The organism is bacterium 336/3, from assembly GCA_001281695.1.
GTDB lineage: Bacteria > Bacteroidota > Bacteroidia > Cytophagales > Thermonemataceae > Raineya.
In genome coordinates this window covers 1,509,541-1,523,559 of record LJIE01000001.1, presented here as the reverse complement: position 1 = coordinate 1,523,559, position 14,019 = coordinate 1,509,541, and the positions used below count along the sequence as shown (strand labels likewise).

Annotated in this window: 17 protein-coding genes and 1 tRNA gene; 10 read left to right on the top strand and 8 right to left on the bottom strand. The window is 32.7% G+C overall.

The genetic code is table 11. The features are described from left to right. Nucleotides 1-4: 4 nt before the first annotated feature. Entirely contained in the window at nt 5-424 is a 420-nt protein-coding gene (locus AD998_07180) for a hypothetical protein (GenBank protein KOY85954.1), read from the bottom strand. Nucleotides 425-627: 203 nt separating this feature from the next. Beyond that, entirely contained in the window at nt 628-1,497 is an 870-nt protein-coding gene (locus AD998_07175) for an NmrA family transcriptional regulator (protein KOY85953.1), read from the bottom strand. Between the two features lie 160 nt (nt 1,498-1,657). On the opposite strand from AD998_07175, the gene AD998_07170 reads away from it, so the two are divergent. The 3 genes from AD998_07170 (at nt 1,658) to AD998_07160 (ending at nt 3,679) form a co-directional block, all read left to right on the top strand. Then, complete coding sequence (locus AD998_07170; protein KOY85952.1) at nt 1,658-2,011, top strand: transcriptional regulator; 354 nt, start codon at nt 1,658-1,660, stop codon at nt 2,009-2,011. Between the two features lie 104 nt (nt 2,012-2,115). Continuing rightward, nucleotides 2,116-2,200, top strand: a tRNA-Leu gene (locus tag AD998_07165). Between the two features lie 69 nt (nt 2,201-2,269). After that, on the top strand, nt 2,270-3,679 hold the full coding sequence (locus tag AD998_07160) for a hypothetical protein (GenBank protein KOY85951.1): 1,410 nt from the start codon (nt 2,270-2,272) through the stop codon (nt 3,677-3,679). A gap of 51 nt (nt 3,680-3,730) precedes the next feature. On the opposite strand, the gene AD998_07155 is transcribed toward AD998_07160, so the two are convergent. Then, nucleotides 3,731-4,762, bottom strand: a complete 1,032-nt coding sequence (locus AD998_07155; GenBank protein ID KOY85950.1) for an ATP-dependent DNA helicase RuvB — start codon at nt 4,760-4,762, stop codon at nt 3,731-3,733. A gap of 230 nt (nt 4,763-4,992) precedes the next feature. Between AD998_07155 and AD998_07150 the strand changes: the two genes are divergently transcribed. Genes AD998_07150 through AD998_07140 form a run of 3 tightly spaced genes read left to right on the top strand, consistent with a single transcriptional unit; the run spans nt 4,993 to nt 6,955 of the window. After that, a complete protein-coding gene (locus AD998_07150; protein KOY85949.1) occupies nt 4,993-5,265 on the top strand; it encodes a hypothetical protein in 273 nt (90 codons plus the stop codon). Nucleotides 5,266-5,273: 8 nt separating this feature from the next. Continuing rightward, on the top strand, nt 5,274-6,770 hold the full coding sequence (locus AD998_07145) for a biotin carboxylase (protein KOY85948.1): 1,497 nt from the start codon (nt 5,274-5,276) through the stop codon (nt 6,768-6,770). Continuing rightward, the gene (locus tag AD998_07140; protein KOY85947.1) at nt 6,770-6,955 is read left to right on the top strand and encodes a hypothetical protein; all 186 of its coding nucleotides are present in this window, start codon (nt 6,770-6,772) and stop codon (nt 6,953-6,955) included. Before AD998_07145 ends, AD998_07140 begins: the two co-directional genes overlap by 1 nt. A gap of 28 nt (nt 6,956-6,983) precedes the next feature. On the opposite strand, the gene AD998_07135 is transcribed toward AD998_07140, so the two are convergent. The 5 genes from AD998_07135 to AD998_07115 all read right to left on the bottom strand — a co-directional run bounded on the left by AD998_07135 (nt 6,984) and on the right by AD998_07115 (nt 10,816). Beyond that, nucleotides 6,984-7,970, bottom strand: a complete 987-nt coding sequence (locus AD998_07135; protein ID KOY85946.1) for an alcohol dehydrogenase — start codon at nt 7,968-7,970, stop codon at nt 6,984-6,986. A 116-nt stretch (nt 7,971-8,086) separates the two neighbouring features. After that, complete coding sequence (locus AD998_07130) at nt 8,087-8,968, bottom strand: 5,10-methylene-tetrahydrofolate cyclohydrolase (protein KOY85945.1); 882 nt, start codon at nt 8,966-8,968, stop codon at nt 8,087-8,089. Between the two features lie 68 nt (nt 8,969-9,036). Continuing rightward, nucleotides 9,037-9,573 (bottom strand): hypothetical protein, encoded by a 537-nt coding sequence (locus tag AD998_07125; GenBank protein KOY85944.1) that lies wholly within the window; start codon nt 9,571-9,573, stop codon nt 9,037-9,039. A 7-nt stretch (nt 9,574-9,580) separates the two neighbouring features. Continuing rightward, complete coding sequence (locus tag AD998_07120) at nt 9,581-9,994, bottom strand: hypothetical protein (protein KOY85943.1); 414 nt, start codon at nt 9,992-9,994, stop codon at nt 9,581-9,583. Continuing rightward, nucleotides 9,995-10,816 (bottom strand): hypothetical protein, encoded by an 822-nt coding sequence (locus AD998_07115; GenBank protein ID KOY85942.1) that lies wholly within the window; start codon nt 10,814-10,816, stop codon nt 9,995-9,997. A 324-nt stretch (nt 10,817-11,140) separates the two neighbouring features. On the opposite strand from AD998_07115, the gene AD998_07110 reads away from it, so the two are divergent. The 4 genes from AD998_07110 (at nt 11,141) to AD998_07095 (ending at nt 14,014) form a co-directional block, all read left to right on the top strand. Continuing rightward, complete coding sequence (locus AD998_07110; protein KOY85941.1) at nt 11,141-11,839, top strand: hypothetical protein; 699 nt, start codon at nt 11,141-11,143, stop codon at nt 11,837-11,839. A 61-nt stretch (nt 11,840-11,900) separates the two neighbouring features. Then, the gene (locus AD998_07105) at nt 11,901-12,362 is read left to right on the top strand and encodes a YHS domain protein (protein ID KOY85940.1); all 462 of its coding nucleotides are present in this window, start codon (nt 11,901-11,903) and stop codon (nt 12,360-12,362) included. Nucleotides 12,363-12,578: 216 nt separating this feature from the next. Beyond that, nucleotides 12,579-13,517 carry a hypothetical protein gene (locus AD998_07100; GenBank protein ID KOY88099.1) on the top strand — a complete coding sequence of 313 codons (939 nt, stop codon included), beginning with the start codon at nt 12,579-12,581 and terminating at the stop codon, nt 13,515-13,517. Beyond that, complete coding sequence (locus tag AD998_07095) at nt 13,514-14,014, top strand: hypothetical protein (GenBank protein ID KOY85939.1); 501 nt, start codon at nt 13,514-13,516, stop codon at nt 14,012-14,014. Before AD998_07100 ends, AD998_07095 begins: the two co-directional genes overlap by 4 nt. Nucleotides 14,015-14,019: the final 5 nt, after the last annotated feature.

Here is a 14,019-nt window from a genome sequence, read left to right as displayed (position 1 = left end):
GAGTTTATGGTTTTTGAATTGAACATTTATTTAAAACTACATCCATTGTCATCCCTGTACATACACCCTTAATAACAATCTGACTCCCCACAGCTGGATTTTGGCTATCTTTGGCATCAAATCCACAGCTTATTCCAAACATTTCATCGCCCGTTTCAAGTACAATAGTTGCTCCTCCTTTATTATCTGTAGGCAAAGTAACTTCTTTGACTACTCCTTTTACTACAATTACTTTGTCCAAATACTTTTTGTTAGCTTCTTGCTGATTTTTAGAATACTCATCAAAAAGTTGTTTGGCTTCTACTGTTACAAAAGCATTCTCACCTTTGACATCTCTATGAGGTTTATTATATACATAATAAATCCCTGTTACACCTATTAAAAATATTGCCAAAACTGATGTAATAATTATTCGTTTTTTCATACTTTTTTTATCTAACTTAAAGATATTTTATATCAAAACAAAATCATTTGCAGAAATATTTTTTGTTTTTAAAATTTATTCAACAAATATCAAGCCAAAAAGCGTTATAACTTTTAATGTTTAAACATTTTTTAGAACATAAAAATAGAAGCGTAAGATTTAGTCTGTTTTTTAACAAAAAAACAGACTAAATGCTAATATGATTACAAAGAATATGTTTCCTTTAAAAAGCCTTTTAAGTCTAAAGCCTTACGCCCAAGTATTGTTTCTAATATTGAGTTAGGTGTATCAAAGTCATTATTTTTTATACCCATTGAAAAAAGAGATGAGATACCAACCACTTCATCAGGTAAGCCCCACTGTTTGAGTGTATCTTCAAAAACTTTACTTTCTGGACTTATATATGGCACTTTTTTGCCTGATAACTCTGATAAAGCTTCAGCAATCTCCTCAAACGAATACGACATAGGTGCTGTGAAGTGATATATTTTATTTTCATGTCCTTCGCTAGCAAGAATATTGGCTGTTGCCTCACCCAAATCTTTACGAGAAGCATAGGCAACCTTACCTGCTCCAGCTGGCAGAAAAATACCTGTTTCAAGTACATTTTGCCCAACAAAAGTAGGTATCACCTCCATATACAAACCATTACGCAAAAATGTATAATGAAATCCCTGACTCTGAATATATTGCTCTGTTTGAAAATGACTTTCTAACAAAGGCTTCATCACAGACTGTTCAATATCTTTCATGGTTACACCTGTATAAAAAACATGTTTCACACCTGCTTCTTTGGCAGCATCAATCACATTTTTATGTTGCCCGAACCTGTCATTAAAATCGCTAGAAGATATTAATAGAACAGTATCTATGCCTTGCATGGCATTTACTAACGATTCTCGTTTAAAATAATCGCCTTCTCTAACATTTATCCCCTTTGTTAAAATATCTGTTGCCTTAGAGAGATTTCTTACCAAAGCTGTAATTTGTTTGGGTGGCATTTTTGAAACCAAATGTTCGATGACAGTTGTGCCCAAGTGGCCTGTTGCCCCTGTTATTAAAATATTTTTCATACGATTAATAGTTGAGGAATTAAAATAATACTTACTTTTGTAGAGCAAATATACTTTAGTAAGTATATTATAAACAAGAAGGCACTAGAAAGTAGGCGACTTACTATCAAGTAACTATTGTTGTAAATCAAGGCTTTCAAAATAGAAAAATTCAAAAAAAATGAAAAAAAGTGATTCTAGTGTTCTCAATTGCCCAGTCAGAAGTGTATTAGACCGTTTTGGTGATAAGTGGTCTATTCTCGTTTTATTAATTTTGGGTGAGAAGTGTACACTTCGTTTCAATGAAATTTACAAAGAAATAGGCTCTGATATTTCTCAAAAAATGCTTACAGTAACCCTGAGAACTCTTGAAGCAGACGGACTTTTAGAAAGAACCATTTATCCAGAAGTACCTCCAAGAGTGGAATACACCATATCAGATTTAGGTAAGACGCTTATTCCTCACATCAAAGGTTTGGTACAATGGGCTGATGAAAATATGGCTTCTATCAAAGCTTCTAGAGAAAACTTTTAAATTTATATCTTTGCATATCAGGCATGTTTTATTTTTTTATAAAAAATTTTATAAAAAAACTTGCACTATACTTTTCTAATATCTACATTTGCATCTCAATTTTTGCGGATGTGGCGTAATTGGTAGCCGCACCAGACTTAGGATCTGGCGGAGCGATCCGTGGGGGTTCGAGTCCCTCCATCCGCACCCGATACAATCCTCTGCAAAAACAGCAGAGGATTTTTTTTAAGTCAAAAATTTAGTCTATTAATCAATCGTATGGAAAGTACTTTCATAAAAAAAGATTCAACATTAGGTACACTGAAAGTGGTGATACGCACTGAAGATTATCAGAAAGCCGTTGAAACTGAAACGAAAAAGATCGCTGCAAAAGCTCATCTAAAAGGCTTCCGTCCTGGAAAAGCTCCTCTTGGTGTTATCAAAAATTTATATGGTAATCAGATTCTTTCTGATGAAATTAATAAACTTTTTGGTAATGCTGTCAATAGCTATCTTGTTGATAACAAAATAGATTATTTGGGTGAGCCAATGCCTTCAGAAGAGTACAAAGATGAATTTAGTTTTGACTGGAAAACTGCTTCCGATTTTACATTTCATGTAGATATCGCAACTTCTTCTCCTTTTGAGCTTTCTTTTGATAGCATCAAAGCAACCAACTATCAAGTAAGTTTTGATGATGCAGCCATTGATGAAGCTATCAAAAACATTACAAGTAGATTTGCTTCAAGACAAGAAGTAGAAACCTCTGAGGCTACTGATGTCATTATGGGTAACATGGTATCTGTAAATGTACTTGCTGGTGATGAAGCTCCTTTTGAAACCAAATCTGTGTTTATCCCCACCGAAAGAGTAAAAGAAGAAGCTAAAGCTCAATTTGTAGGTCTTTCTAAAGATAACCAAATTACATTCACTCCTTCTGATTCATTTGATAATCTGAAAGATGTTCGTTATATGTTGGGCATTTTTGATGAGGCTGTTCTTGATAAAATTGAAGGTGAAGCATTCACACTTACAGTTACTAAAATAGAGCGTAGTTTGCCTGCCGAAATGAACGAAGAACTTTTTGAGAAAGTATTCCCAGGTGAAGAAGTAAAAGACGAAGCAACTTTCAGAAACAAAGTAGCTCAAATAAACACAGAGTCTTTACAAAAAGAAGCCAACACTTTCACGACTGCTATTATCAAAGATAAATTGATGGAAGCTCATTCTTTTGAGTTGCCACAAGCATTCTTGAAAAAATGGTTGATGTTCTCAAATAAAGGAAAAGTATCTGTAGAAGATGTTGAAAAAGAATATCCTATGTTTGAAGAAAGCCTTCGTTGGATTGTAATTCAAAGAAAAATTGTTGCTGCAAATAATATCCAAGTAGAAGTAGGTGAAATCGAAAGTTATGCAATGGATATGTTGGCTAACCAAATGAGACAATACGGTATTTATACAGAAGAAAACTTAAAAGCTCTTCCAAATATTGCTCGTAAAATGCTTAAAGAAAATAATGGTAAGCAATTTAGAGATATAGAAAACATGCTTTTTGAAGAAAAAGTACAAACTGTATTATTGGCTCAAGTACCTATGACTGCTGAAAGTATCGCTTGGAAAGATTTAGTAAGCCTTTCTGAAACGTATTACAAAGAAAAAGCAGAAAAAACAGGAACTGCAACAGCTTAATAAAACATACATATAATTAAAAGCCTTCTAAACAAAGTTTAGAAGGCTTTTTTATCCTCCAAATAAATCTATTCCTTGTGTAAAGTGGCTGATACCAAGATGTTTATAAGCTTGTTCTGTAGCTTCTCGTCCTCTTGCTGTACGCTTGATATACCCTTCCTGAATTAAAAATGGCTCATAAACCTCCTCAATCGTTTCAGCATCTTCACCACAAGCAGTAGCAATCGTGGTTATTCCCACAGGTCCACCCTTAAATTTCTGAATAATAGTCAGTAAAATACGATTGTCCATTTCGTCCAAGCCATTTTTATCTACTTCAAGGGCTTGGAGGGCTATTTCTGCAATTTTCATATCAATCTTACCATCTCCTTTTACTTGTGCAAAATCTCGAGTACGTCTGAGTAAATTATTGGCAATACGAGGCGTTCCTCTGCTTCTGCGAGCTATTTCGTAGGCTGCATCTTCGGAAATGGGCATTCCCAAAATACCACAAGAACGTTTCACGATTTGTGTAAGAAGCTGTGCATCATAATATTGCAAACGAGAATTAATAGCAAATCTGGCTCGAAGTGGGGCTGTTAGCAAGCCCGAACGAGTGGTTGCACCAATGAGTGTAAAAGGGTTTAGTCCTATTTGTACAGTTCGGGCATTGGGACCCGAATCGAGCATAATATCTATTTTATAGTCTTCCATTGCCGAATACAAGTATTCTTCAACAATTGGATTCAACCGATGAATTTCATCTATAAATAGTACATCATTAGTATTGAGCTTGGTAAGCAAGCCCGCCAAGTCGCTGGGTTTATCCAAAACAGGTCCCGAAGTGGTCATCATTTCTACGCCCAGTTCATTGGCAATGATGTTAGAAAGTGTTGTTTTTCCAAGCCCTGGAGGTCCATGCAATAAAACATGGTCAAGAGCTTCTTGGCGTTGTTTGGCAGCCAATACAAACACTTTTAAATTTTCTACAATTCTATCTTGTCCTGTAAAATCATCAAAACTTAGGGGGCGTAAGGCTTTTTCTATTTCCTTATCTGAAGACGAAAGCCCATCGTCATTGCCTGTCAAATAATCTTTTCGCATGAAATATAAATTTTATCAAACCTATAAGGTTTCGATTTGTATATCAGTTAGTTGTAAAAGAAAATATTCATAAACCTTATAGGTTTCAATATAGTCTGAGTCTTAAACAAAGATAGTAAATTTTCAACATTTTGCCTATAGGCATTACTACATAAAGGTGTTATTTTTATGAAAAAATCAAAAAAGTATTTAGATTCGCTGAAATAATTATAAGTGGTGAATGATAAATTATGAAAGTTGCCATTTTTGAAATCATAGATACTTTTAGAATTACAGGCAGAGGTGGTGTGTTAGTAGGGAATTTGATAGAAGGAAATTTTGGCAAGGGTGATTTTATCTACATTTTTGATAAATTTATCACAATAAAAGCTATTGAAATGATTTCTATAAGAAATCCTAATATCAGACCTGAAGAAAAAGTAGCTTTTTCGATTTCATTCAAAGATTATGATGAAATAAAAGATTTAGAGATAAAAAATAAAACATTCGACATATTTGAATAATCTGTTTCATGAAAAAAATACAAAAACTTTTAGTAGCCAATCGAGGAGAAATTGCTTTGCGTGTCATGCGTTCAGCCAAAGAAATGGGTATCAAAACAGTGGCTGTATATAGCACCGCCGATAGAAAAGCTTTGCATGTTCGTTATGCTGATGAAGCTGTTTGTATTGGCGAAGCACCAAGCAACCAGTCATATTTAAGAGGCGAAAAAATTATTGAAGTGGCAAAACGTTTGGGTGTAGATGCGATTCACCCAGGGTACGGTTTCCTTTCAGAAAATGCTCAATTTGCTAAAATGGTAGAAGAAGCAGGACTTATTTTTGTAGGACCTCCTGTAAAAGCCATTGAAGTAATGGGTAGTAAATTGGCTGCGAAAGAATCTGCTAAGAAATTTAATGTACCAATGGTACCTGGTACAGCTGGTGCAATTTCGGATATTACAGAAGCTAAGAAAATTGCTGAAGAAATTGGCTATCCTGTACTCATCAAAGCCTCTGCTGGTGGTGGTGGAAAAGGTATGCGACTTGTAGAAAACGAAAAAGAGTTTGAAGAACAAATGGAAAGAGCTGTAAGTGAAGCTATTTCCGCTTTTGGTGATGGCTCTGTATTTATTGAAAAATTTGTATTGGCTCCCAAACATATTGAAGTTCAGATTTTGGGTGACCAACATGGTAATATTGTGTATCTCTTTGAAAGAGAATGTTCTATCCAACGCAGACACCAAAAAGTAATTGAAGAAGCTCCCTCCCCCATTCTTACGCCCGAAGTACGCAAAGCCATTGGTGAGGCTGCCGTAAATGTGGCTCGTTCGTGTGGGTACTTCAATGCAGGAACAGTAGAGTTTGTTATGGGACAAGATTTAAAGTTTTATTTCTTGGAAATGAACACTCGTCTTCAAGTAGAACATCCTGTTACAGAGCAAATTACAGGTATAGACTTGGTCAAAGAACAAATCAAAATTGCTCAAGGCGAGCCTCTGAGTTTTAAACAAGAAGATTTAAAAATATTAGGGCATGCTCTTGAAATCAGAGTATATGCTGAAGACCCAACAAATAACTTCTTGCCTGATATTGGTACACTCACAACATATATACGTCCACAAGGGGCAGGTATTCGTGTAGATGATGGTTTTGAGCAAGGTATGGAAATTCCTATTTATTATGACCCTATGATTGCAAAACTTATTGCCACAGGCAAGGACAGAGAGGAAGCTATCAACAGAATGAAAAGAGCCATTGATGAATACCAAATTACAGGTATTGAAACTACGCTTGGGTTCTGTAAATTCGTATTAGAACATGAGTCTTTCATTTCAGGGCATTTTGATACCAATTTTGTGAAAGATTATTTCACTCCTGAGAAACTGGTAAAACCAAAGAACCAAACTAAAGCAAAAGTAGGAGCAATGGTTGTAGATTTGCTTTTAAGTCAGAAAAAAAGCAGCCAAGCAACTGACCAACAACCTACTACAAGCAAAAGTAATTGGAGAAAAAGAGCTAAATTGTAATGACTCTCGAAGAATATTTTGAAAAGAAAAACATTGATTGGCAAGCTTTACAAGAGCAAGAACATACGCTTTGGCTTGCCTTACGTTCCGATTTTGAACAAATGCATCCCAATAGTTTTGAGATGCGTAAGAAATTCATGATTAATAAAATTCGTAGAAAATATCCCAAAGAAGTTTATTCATAAAAAAGCTCTTGTTTCCAAGAGCTTTTTATTAAAACATAGGGTTTACAGGCGTATTCTCTAAAATAGCTTCAATTTTAGCCATTACTTCTGGTGTTAGTAATGTGTTGGCTACCTCAATAGCTTTTAGATTTTCTTGTAACTGGCTCGTTTTAGAAGCCCCTGTAATTGCTGTGCTGATATAAGCAGGTTTAATTGCCCACGCCAAAGCCAAAAGAGGCATGGTAGTACCCAATTCTTTGGCAAAAGTTGTCAATTTTCTTACTTTTTCGATTTTTCTTTCAGTAAGCTCTCTATCTTTGAGCCACTCTAAACCCTCTATATTCAATCTTGTATCATCTGGGAAATTTTCGTTGTATTTACCTGTTAATATTCCTGATGCCAAAGGAGACCAAATAGTCGTTCCTAAGCCAATATTTTTATAGAGTTGAGTATATTCTACTTCTACTCTATCTCTGTGAAGCATATTGTATTGAGGTTGCTCCATTGTGGGAGGAATCAGATTATATTGTCTTGCTACAGAATAAGCCTCTTGAATTTCTTGAGCTGACCACTCTGATGTTCCCCAATACAACACTTTTCCCATTCTAACCAAATCGTTCATTGCCCAAACTGTTTCCTCAATGGGTGTATTTTTATCTGGGCGATGACAAAAATATAAATCTAAGTAATCTACTTGCAGGCGTTTTAAAGCTGCATCACAAGCTTCAAAAACGTGTTTTCTGCTCAAACCTGTTTGATTTGGCAATCTGCCACCTGCTCCAAAAAAGACTTTACTCGATACCACAAAAGTATCTCTTGACCAGCCCAATTTTTTCAAGGCATTTCCCATTACTATTTCTGATTGCCCTTTGGAGTAGATTTCAGCATTATCAAAGAAGTTGATGCCATTATCATAAGCAATTTTCATAAGGTCTTCGGCTGTTGTATCGCCTATTTGTTTGCCAAATGTAAGCCAAGAGCCAAAAGAAAGTACACTAACTTGTAAACCTGATTTACCTAAACGTCTATATTCCATAAATTTGATTTTATAAAAATTAATTGATACATCTTTATTAACAATCTAATGATGTGTTATGTTCTTTAAACTTTCCAAAATAAAAAAAGGTGAAAAACTTCACCTTTTTAAGCTTTTTATTGATAAACACGTTTTTGGGCAGCTAAGAGTGTGTTTTGCATTAAAGAAGTTACAGTCATCAAGCCCACTCCACCTGGAACAGGAGTAATAAATGATGCCTTTTGGCTTACTTCGTCAAAACGTACATCACCCACTATTCGATAACCCGATTTTTTGGTGTCATCTTCTACTCTCGTAATTCCTACATCAATAACAACAGCTCCTTCTTTTATCATATTGGCAGTCAAAAACTCAGGTTTTCCCAAAGCAACTATTACAATGTCAGCTTTTTTGGTAAATTCTTCTAGATTTTGGGTTTTACTATGACAAAGTGTTACAGTACAGTTACCTATCTTGGTATTTCTTGCCATCAGTATACTCATGGGTGAACCTACAATGTTACTTCTGCCTATTACTACACAATGCTTTCCTGATGTTTCAATATCGTATCTTTCAAGCATTTGTAAAATACCATAAGGGGTAGCTGGAATGTATGCAGGCAGGTTTTTTGCCATTCTACCAATATTGATAGGATGAAAACCATCTACATCTTTCTCTGGAGCTATACTTTCAATAACTTTATTTTCAGAAATATGTTTAGGAAGGGGCAATTGTACAATAAAACCATCTACTTCAGGGTTGTTATTAAGATTTTCAATGGTTTGTAATAGCTCATTTTCAGAAATACTAGCTTCCAAACGAATAAGTGTAGAGCCAAATCCTACTTCTTCACAACTCTTTACCTTACTGGCTACATAGGTTTCACTTGCACCATCATTACCTACCAAAACAGCAGCCAAATGAGGAATTTTTCCGCCTTGTTGCCTGATTGCATCAACTGCTAACTTTAATTCATCTTTAATTTCTTGAGAAGTTTTTTTTCCATCGAGGAGTATCATGAGAAGTATTATTTTGAGGTGGTTGAATGCTTACAAAGATAAGCGTTCATTTTATTTTTTCTCAAAAATTATCTTCCTAAAATTTTTAAAATTGTATGCCATGTGATATAAGCATCCAGACGAAAAGAAATAGATTTTACATAACGAACATCCCAAAGCGTTTTTTCAGAAAGAGAAGCATTTTTACTTTCTTTGATTTGGGCAAGCCCTGTAATACCTGGTTTTACATGGTGTCTTTGGTGTTGTTCTGTGGTATAGACATTCAAGTATTCCATTAATAATGGTCTGGGACCTATCCAACTCATATCTAAAAGTAGAATATTCAATATTTGAGGCAACTCATCTAAATAAGTTTTGCGTAAAATTTTACCTATTGGAGTAGCTCTTTCTTCATCAGTACCTTCTTTTTCATCATATAAAGTTCTAAATTTGAATATCTTAAAAGGCTTCCCATGTAACCCTGGTCGTATTTGTGTGAAAAATACTCTACCTTTATTGAAAATCAAAAGCAATAAAAAAACTGCCAAAAATATTGGCAGAATAAAAGGTAAGGTGATTATTGAAAATAAGATGTCTAAAATAGGCTTTAAAAAACGAACATACATGCGTTTATCATTTCTGCAAGAATACTCTTTTAGTGTTATTAATGCGTGCATTGCCTACTTCTACAATGAAAACTTCGGAACGACTGCTACTCATATCAAATTCTTTTGCAAAACGTCCTTTATGATTAGATATTTCTTGAGCCACTTGATTGCCTACCATGTCATATACTTTCACATAAATTGAATTACCATCAGGATTTTCGAAAATCACGGCAAATCGGCGGGGAGCTGTTAAGCGTACCTCAAATTCTATATTTGTTGGATTGTATTCTTCTTCTTGAGTAATAGCTGTATCAGAGGCTTTTACGGGTTCTACAAAACCTATATAAACACTCAAGAGAATTAAAATATATGTAAACAGTTTTCTCATTTTGCAATAATTTGGAATGAATACTACCAAAACCTTGCCAAATGAATCCAATTATGGATTTTTTTTATTGTATTTAAAAATTAGCATTTCTTTTGATGTAAAAAGATACACATAATTGGTGCTAATTAAAAAAAAATCTTTGTAATTGTATTCTATAGGCAAATGAAGTTTATGTTGAACATCTGTGTAAAGATGACGTAAATATAACACATTTTTATCGATATATGCTATATCATCTTTAACGAAACTGATAAAATTTATGTTACTAATTTGTAAATTTTTTTTGTAATTTCCAAAATTATCGAAGATAAAAATTCCTGAATTTGAATCTACTAGAAAAACCTGATTCTGATATTCCCTCAGAAAGCTCAGAGAGTATATTTTTGGGTTAAAAATCAAATCGCATGGAGTTTTAATATGAACTGTATTAGTATTCGTTTGATATTTTTTTAAAGAGAAATCTTGTTCATCAAATAACCATAAATTACCATCATTAGCATAAGTAAGTAGACGAGCAAATCCTATTTTTTCACTATCTAAGTTTTGAGTTTCTAAAGGTACAAGAAACCGATTTAACCAAGTATAACGTTGTAAGTCTCTGTAAAACAGAAGTATTTCAAGCCCTTTCCATGCTTCTAAAGAATGTAAGTTTGCCACTTGTTCAGGAGCAAAACGCTTCAAACTATCTCCTTTTTCATTGTATTGTGTTAAATTTCCTTGGCTATCTGCAACATAGATATTTCCATAGAAATCCATAGAAACATTTTGAACAAAAGGGATTTGGACAGTTTTTATAAGATTTATGTTCTGGGCAAACACCTCTGCCTTCAACAAAACAAAGAAAAAAAATATTCTTTTAAGATAACTTATCATTAAATATGGATTTAATGTTAAAATGCATTTTTACTATTAAAATTAAAACATAGTTTTTACGAAAAAAATTAAAGCCTTCTATATTTTATCATCTAACTTTATTACTTCTTCACACAAAGGCTCAAAAGTATTTTTATTCTTCATTTTCTATATAAAACGTAATTTTTTTAGTGTTGTTATAGCTCTAAGGCCGTAAGCTCAAAAAAGAATATTATTAAATTGTATTACTTAAAAAGTAAATAACTAGATTTAAGCTACATAATAAGAGTTTATGAATTGTAGTAACTTGATTTTAGTCAGAATTCATCAGCAAGTAAAAAAGATATGACATCAAACCTAAAATATTGGTATTTACATGAACATAAACTCTTTAGAAATTTGAGTTTTTCTGAAATAGACGCTTTATGTATTTTAAAACGGTTTAAGAAATCTAAAAAAAATGAATTAATAGATTTACCCTTTAGTGATAAGGAAAGAATTTACTTTTTAAAACAAGGTACTATCAAACTCATCAGTATTAATGAAGAAGGTGAAGAACTTTTGATAGATATTCTTCAAAAGGGTGATATGTTTGGCGACTTAAATTTAGAAAAACCTGGAAAAAACGAAGAGTTTTTTAAGGTAGTTTCAGATGAGGCTATCATTTGTACTTTTTACAGAGAAAAATTAGAAGAAATAATGTATAAAAAACCTGATTTTGCTTTGAATTATATAAAATTTATTGGTTTTAATTTCAAAAAAATTCAGAACAGCTATAAAAATATTTTATTTAAAGATGCTAAAACACGCCTACTACTACTTTTAAATATGATTATTGAGAAAGAAAATGTACAGTCTTCTACATTTATATTACCCAATTATTTAACTCAGAAAGATATTGCACAACTCATTTGTACCACAAGACAAACTATTATATCACTTTTCAAAGACCTTGAAAAAGAAGGTATCTTAACCTATTCTCAGAAAGAAATTATTATTCCTAATATAGAAATTATTAAAAACTTTGTGCAAAATGTAAAATAGTTTACATTTTGTTTTCTCAAGCTTATTTATTTTTGTCTCATAATATTTAAATCAAAAAAATATGAGATATTTCATTTTAGTTCTTTTATTGAACATTTCCTCACAACTTTTCGCTCAAAATACAATAACAGAGAGGAAAAAGCATTTTAACTTAGAAAAAGGACTTGCTATACAAGGCTATGATCTTATTGCTTATTTTACCTCTAATAAAGCTATTAAGGGCAAAGCGAATTTTTCAGTAACTTACGAAGGTGTTATTTACTACTTTTCCTCTGAAAATAATAAGAAACAATTTTTAACCAATCCAATAAAGTATGAGCCTCAATATGGAGGTTGGTGTGCTTTTGCAATGGGAGATTCTGGGGAAAAGGTGGAAGTAGACCCTGAAACTTTTAAAATTTTAGATGGCAAACTATATCTTTTTTATAATGCTTATTTCAACAATACTTTGAAAAGCTGGAATAAAGATGAAAAAAATCTAAAAGGAAATGCAGATAAAAATTGGTTAAAAAATATTAAATAAAAAACAAGAGTATTGTTTCTTGAGTTTTAAGACTTATAACAATCATTATACTTTGTACTATGCATAAACCGAGTTTATTTTATTCATTCAAACATTCAAGTCATGAAAACTAATATCATTTACTTGTGGTGCTTAATGCTTGTGAGTTTTACAAGTTGTGCTCAAAACAAGACAAAACAAAAAGATAATTCTTTAGATAAACCCCCTATTTCAAAGATGAAATTAACAGAACAAGAATGGAAAGCCAAATTAACACCTGAGCAGTATTACATACTTCGTGAAAAAGGTACCGAAAGAGCATTTACAGGAGAATTTGTTTTTACAAAAGAAAAAGGTACATATAAATGTGCTGGTTGTGGGGAAGCCCTTTTTTCTGATGATATGAAATTTGATTCTCATTGTGGTTGGCCGAGTTTTGACAAGGAAATAGCAGGTGGAAAAATTATTCAAACTGAAGATAACAGTCATGGAATGAAAAGAACAGAAATTACCTGTGCTAAATGTGGTGGTCATTTAGGGCATATCTTTGATGATGGCCCTACTGAAACAGGTAAACGTTATTGTGTAAATTCAGGCTCATTATCTTTTGAACCAAAAAAAGAGATCGTTAAAACTGAAAGTATAGAAACCATTACTCTTGGAGGAGGATGTTTTTGGTGTATTGAAGCCATTTTTGAAGAATTAAAAGGTGTAAAAAGTGTCGAATCTGGTTATAGTGGAGGCAAAACAATAAACCCTACTTACAAAGAAATATCTAATGGTGATACTGGTCATGTTGAAGTAGTTCAAGTTACTTATGACTCCAATATTATTAGTTTGGAAGAATTACTAGAAGTTTTCTTTTCATTACATGATCCTACAACATTGAACAGACAAGGAGCAGATGTGGGCACACAATATCGTTCTGCTATTTTTTATCATAATGACAAGCAAAAAAAACTTGCTCAAAATGTTATTACTACATTAAATACCAACAAAGCTTTTGATAATCCTATAGTTACAGAAGTGTCAGCATTCAATAAATTTTATAAAGCTGAAAACTATCATCAGGAATATTACAAGTTAAATCAAGAACAACCCTATTGCAAAGCCGTCATAAAACCCAAAATGGATAAACTACACAAAATTTTCTCTAATAAACTAAAAACAAAATGAATCAATCATCTATAAATATTGAGGCTAGAACTGTTTTAATACAACTTATTGATTCTATCAATCAATTAACTTATGATGAATATACCCAAAAAATTGGTTTATTGAGTAATGCTACAATTGGAGAACATACTCGACACATTATTGAGTTGTTTCAACAACTCCTTGTAGGTTATGAATCTAAAAATATTAATTATGATAAAAGAAAACGTGATATTCACATACAAGAGAATGTAGATTTTGCTATTGAATGCATTGCAAATGTTATACAAAACTTAGAGAAAGATAATAAAACATTATATCTTACTACACTTTACAACAACCAAGATATAATTACGATAACAAACTACCATAGAGAGTTAATGTATAATATTGAACATTGTATTCACCATCAAGCCATTATTAAAATTGCTTTTTTATATTTCGAAAAAACTAATATAGATGAGAATTTTGGGGTTGCAAAATCAACAATTGAGTACAGAGAACAAGGTATACAATAAGACTT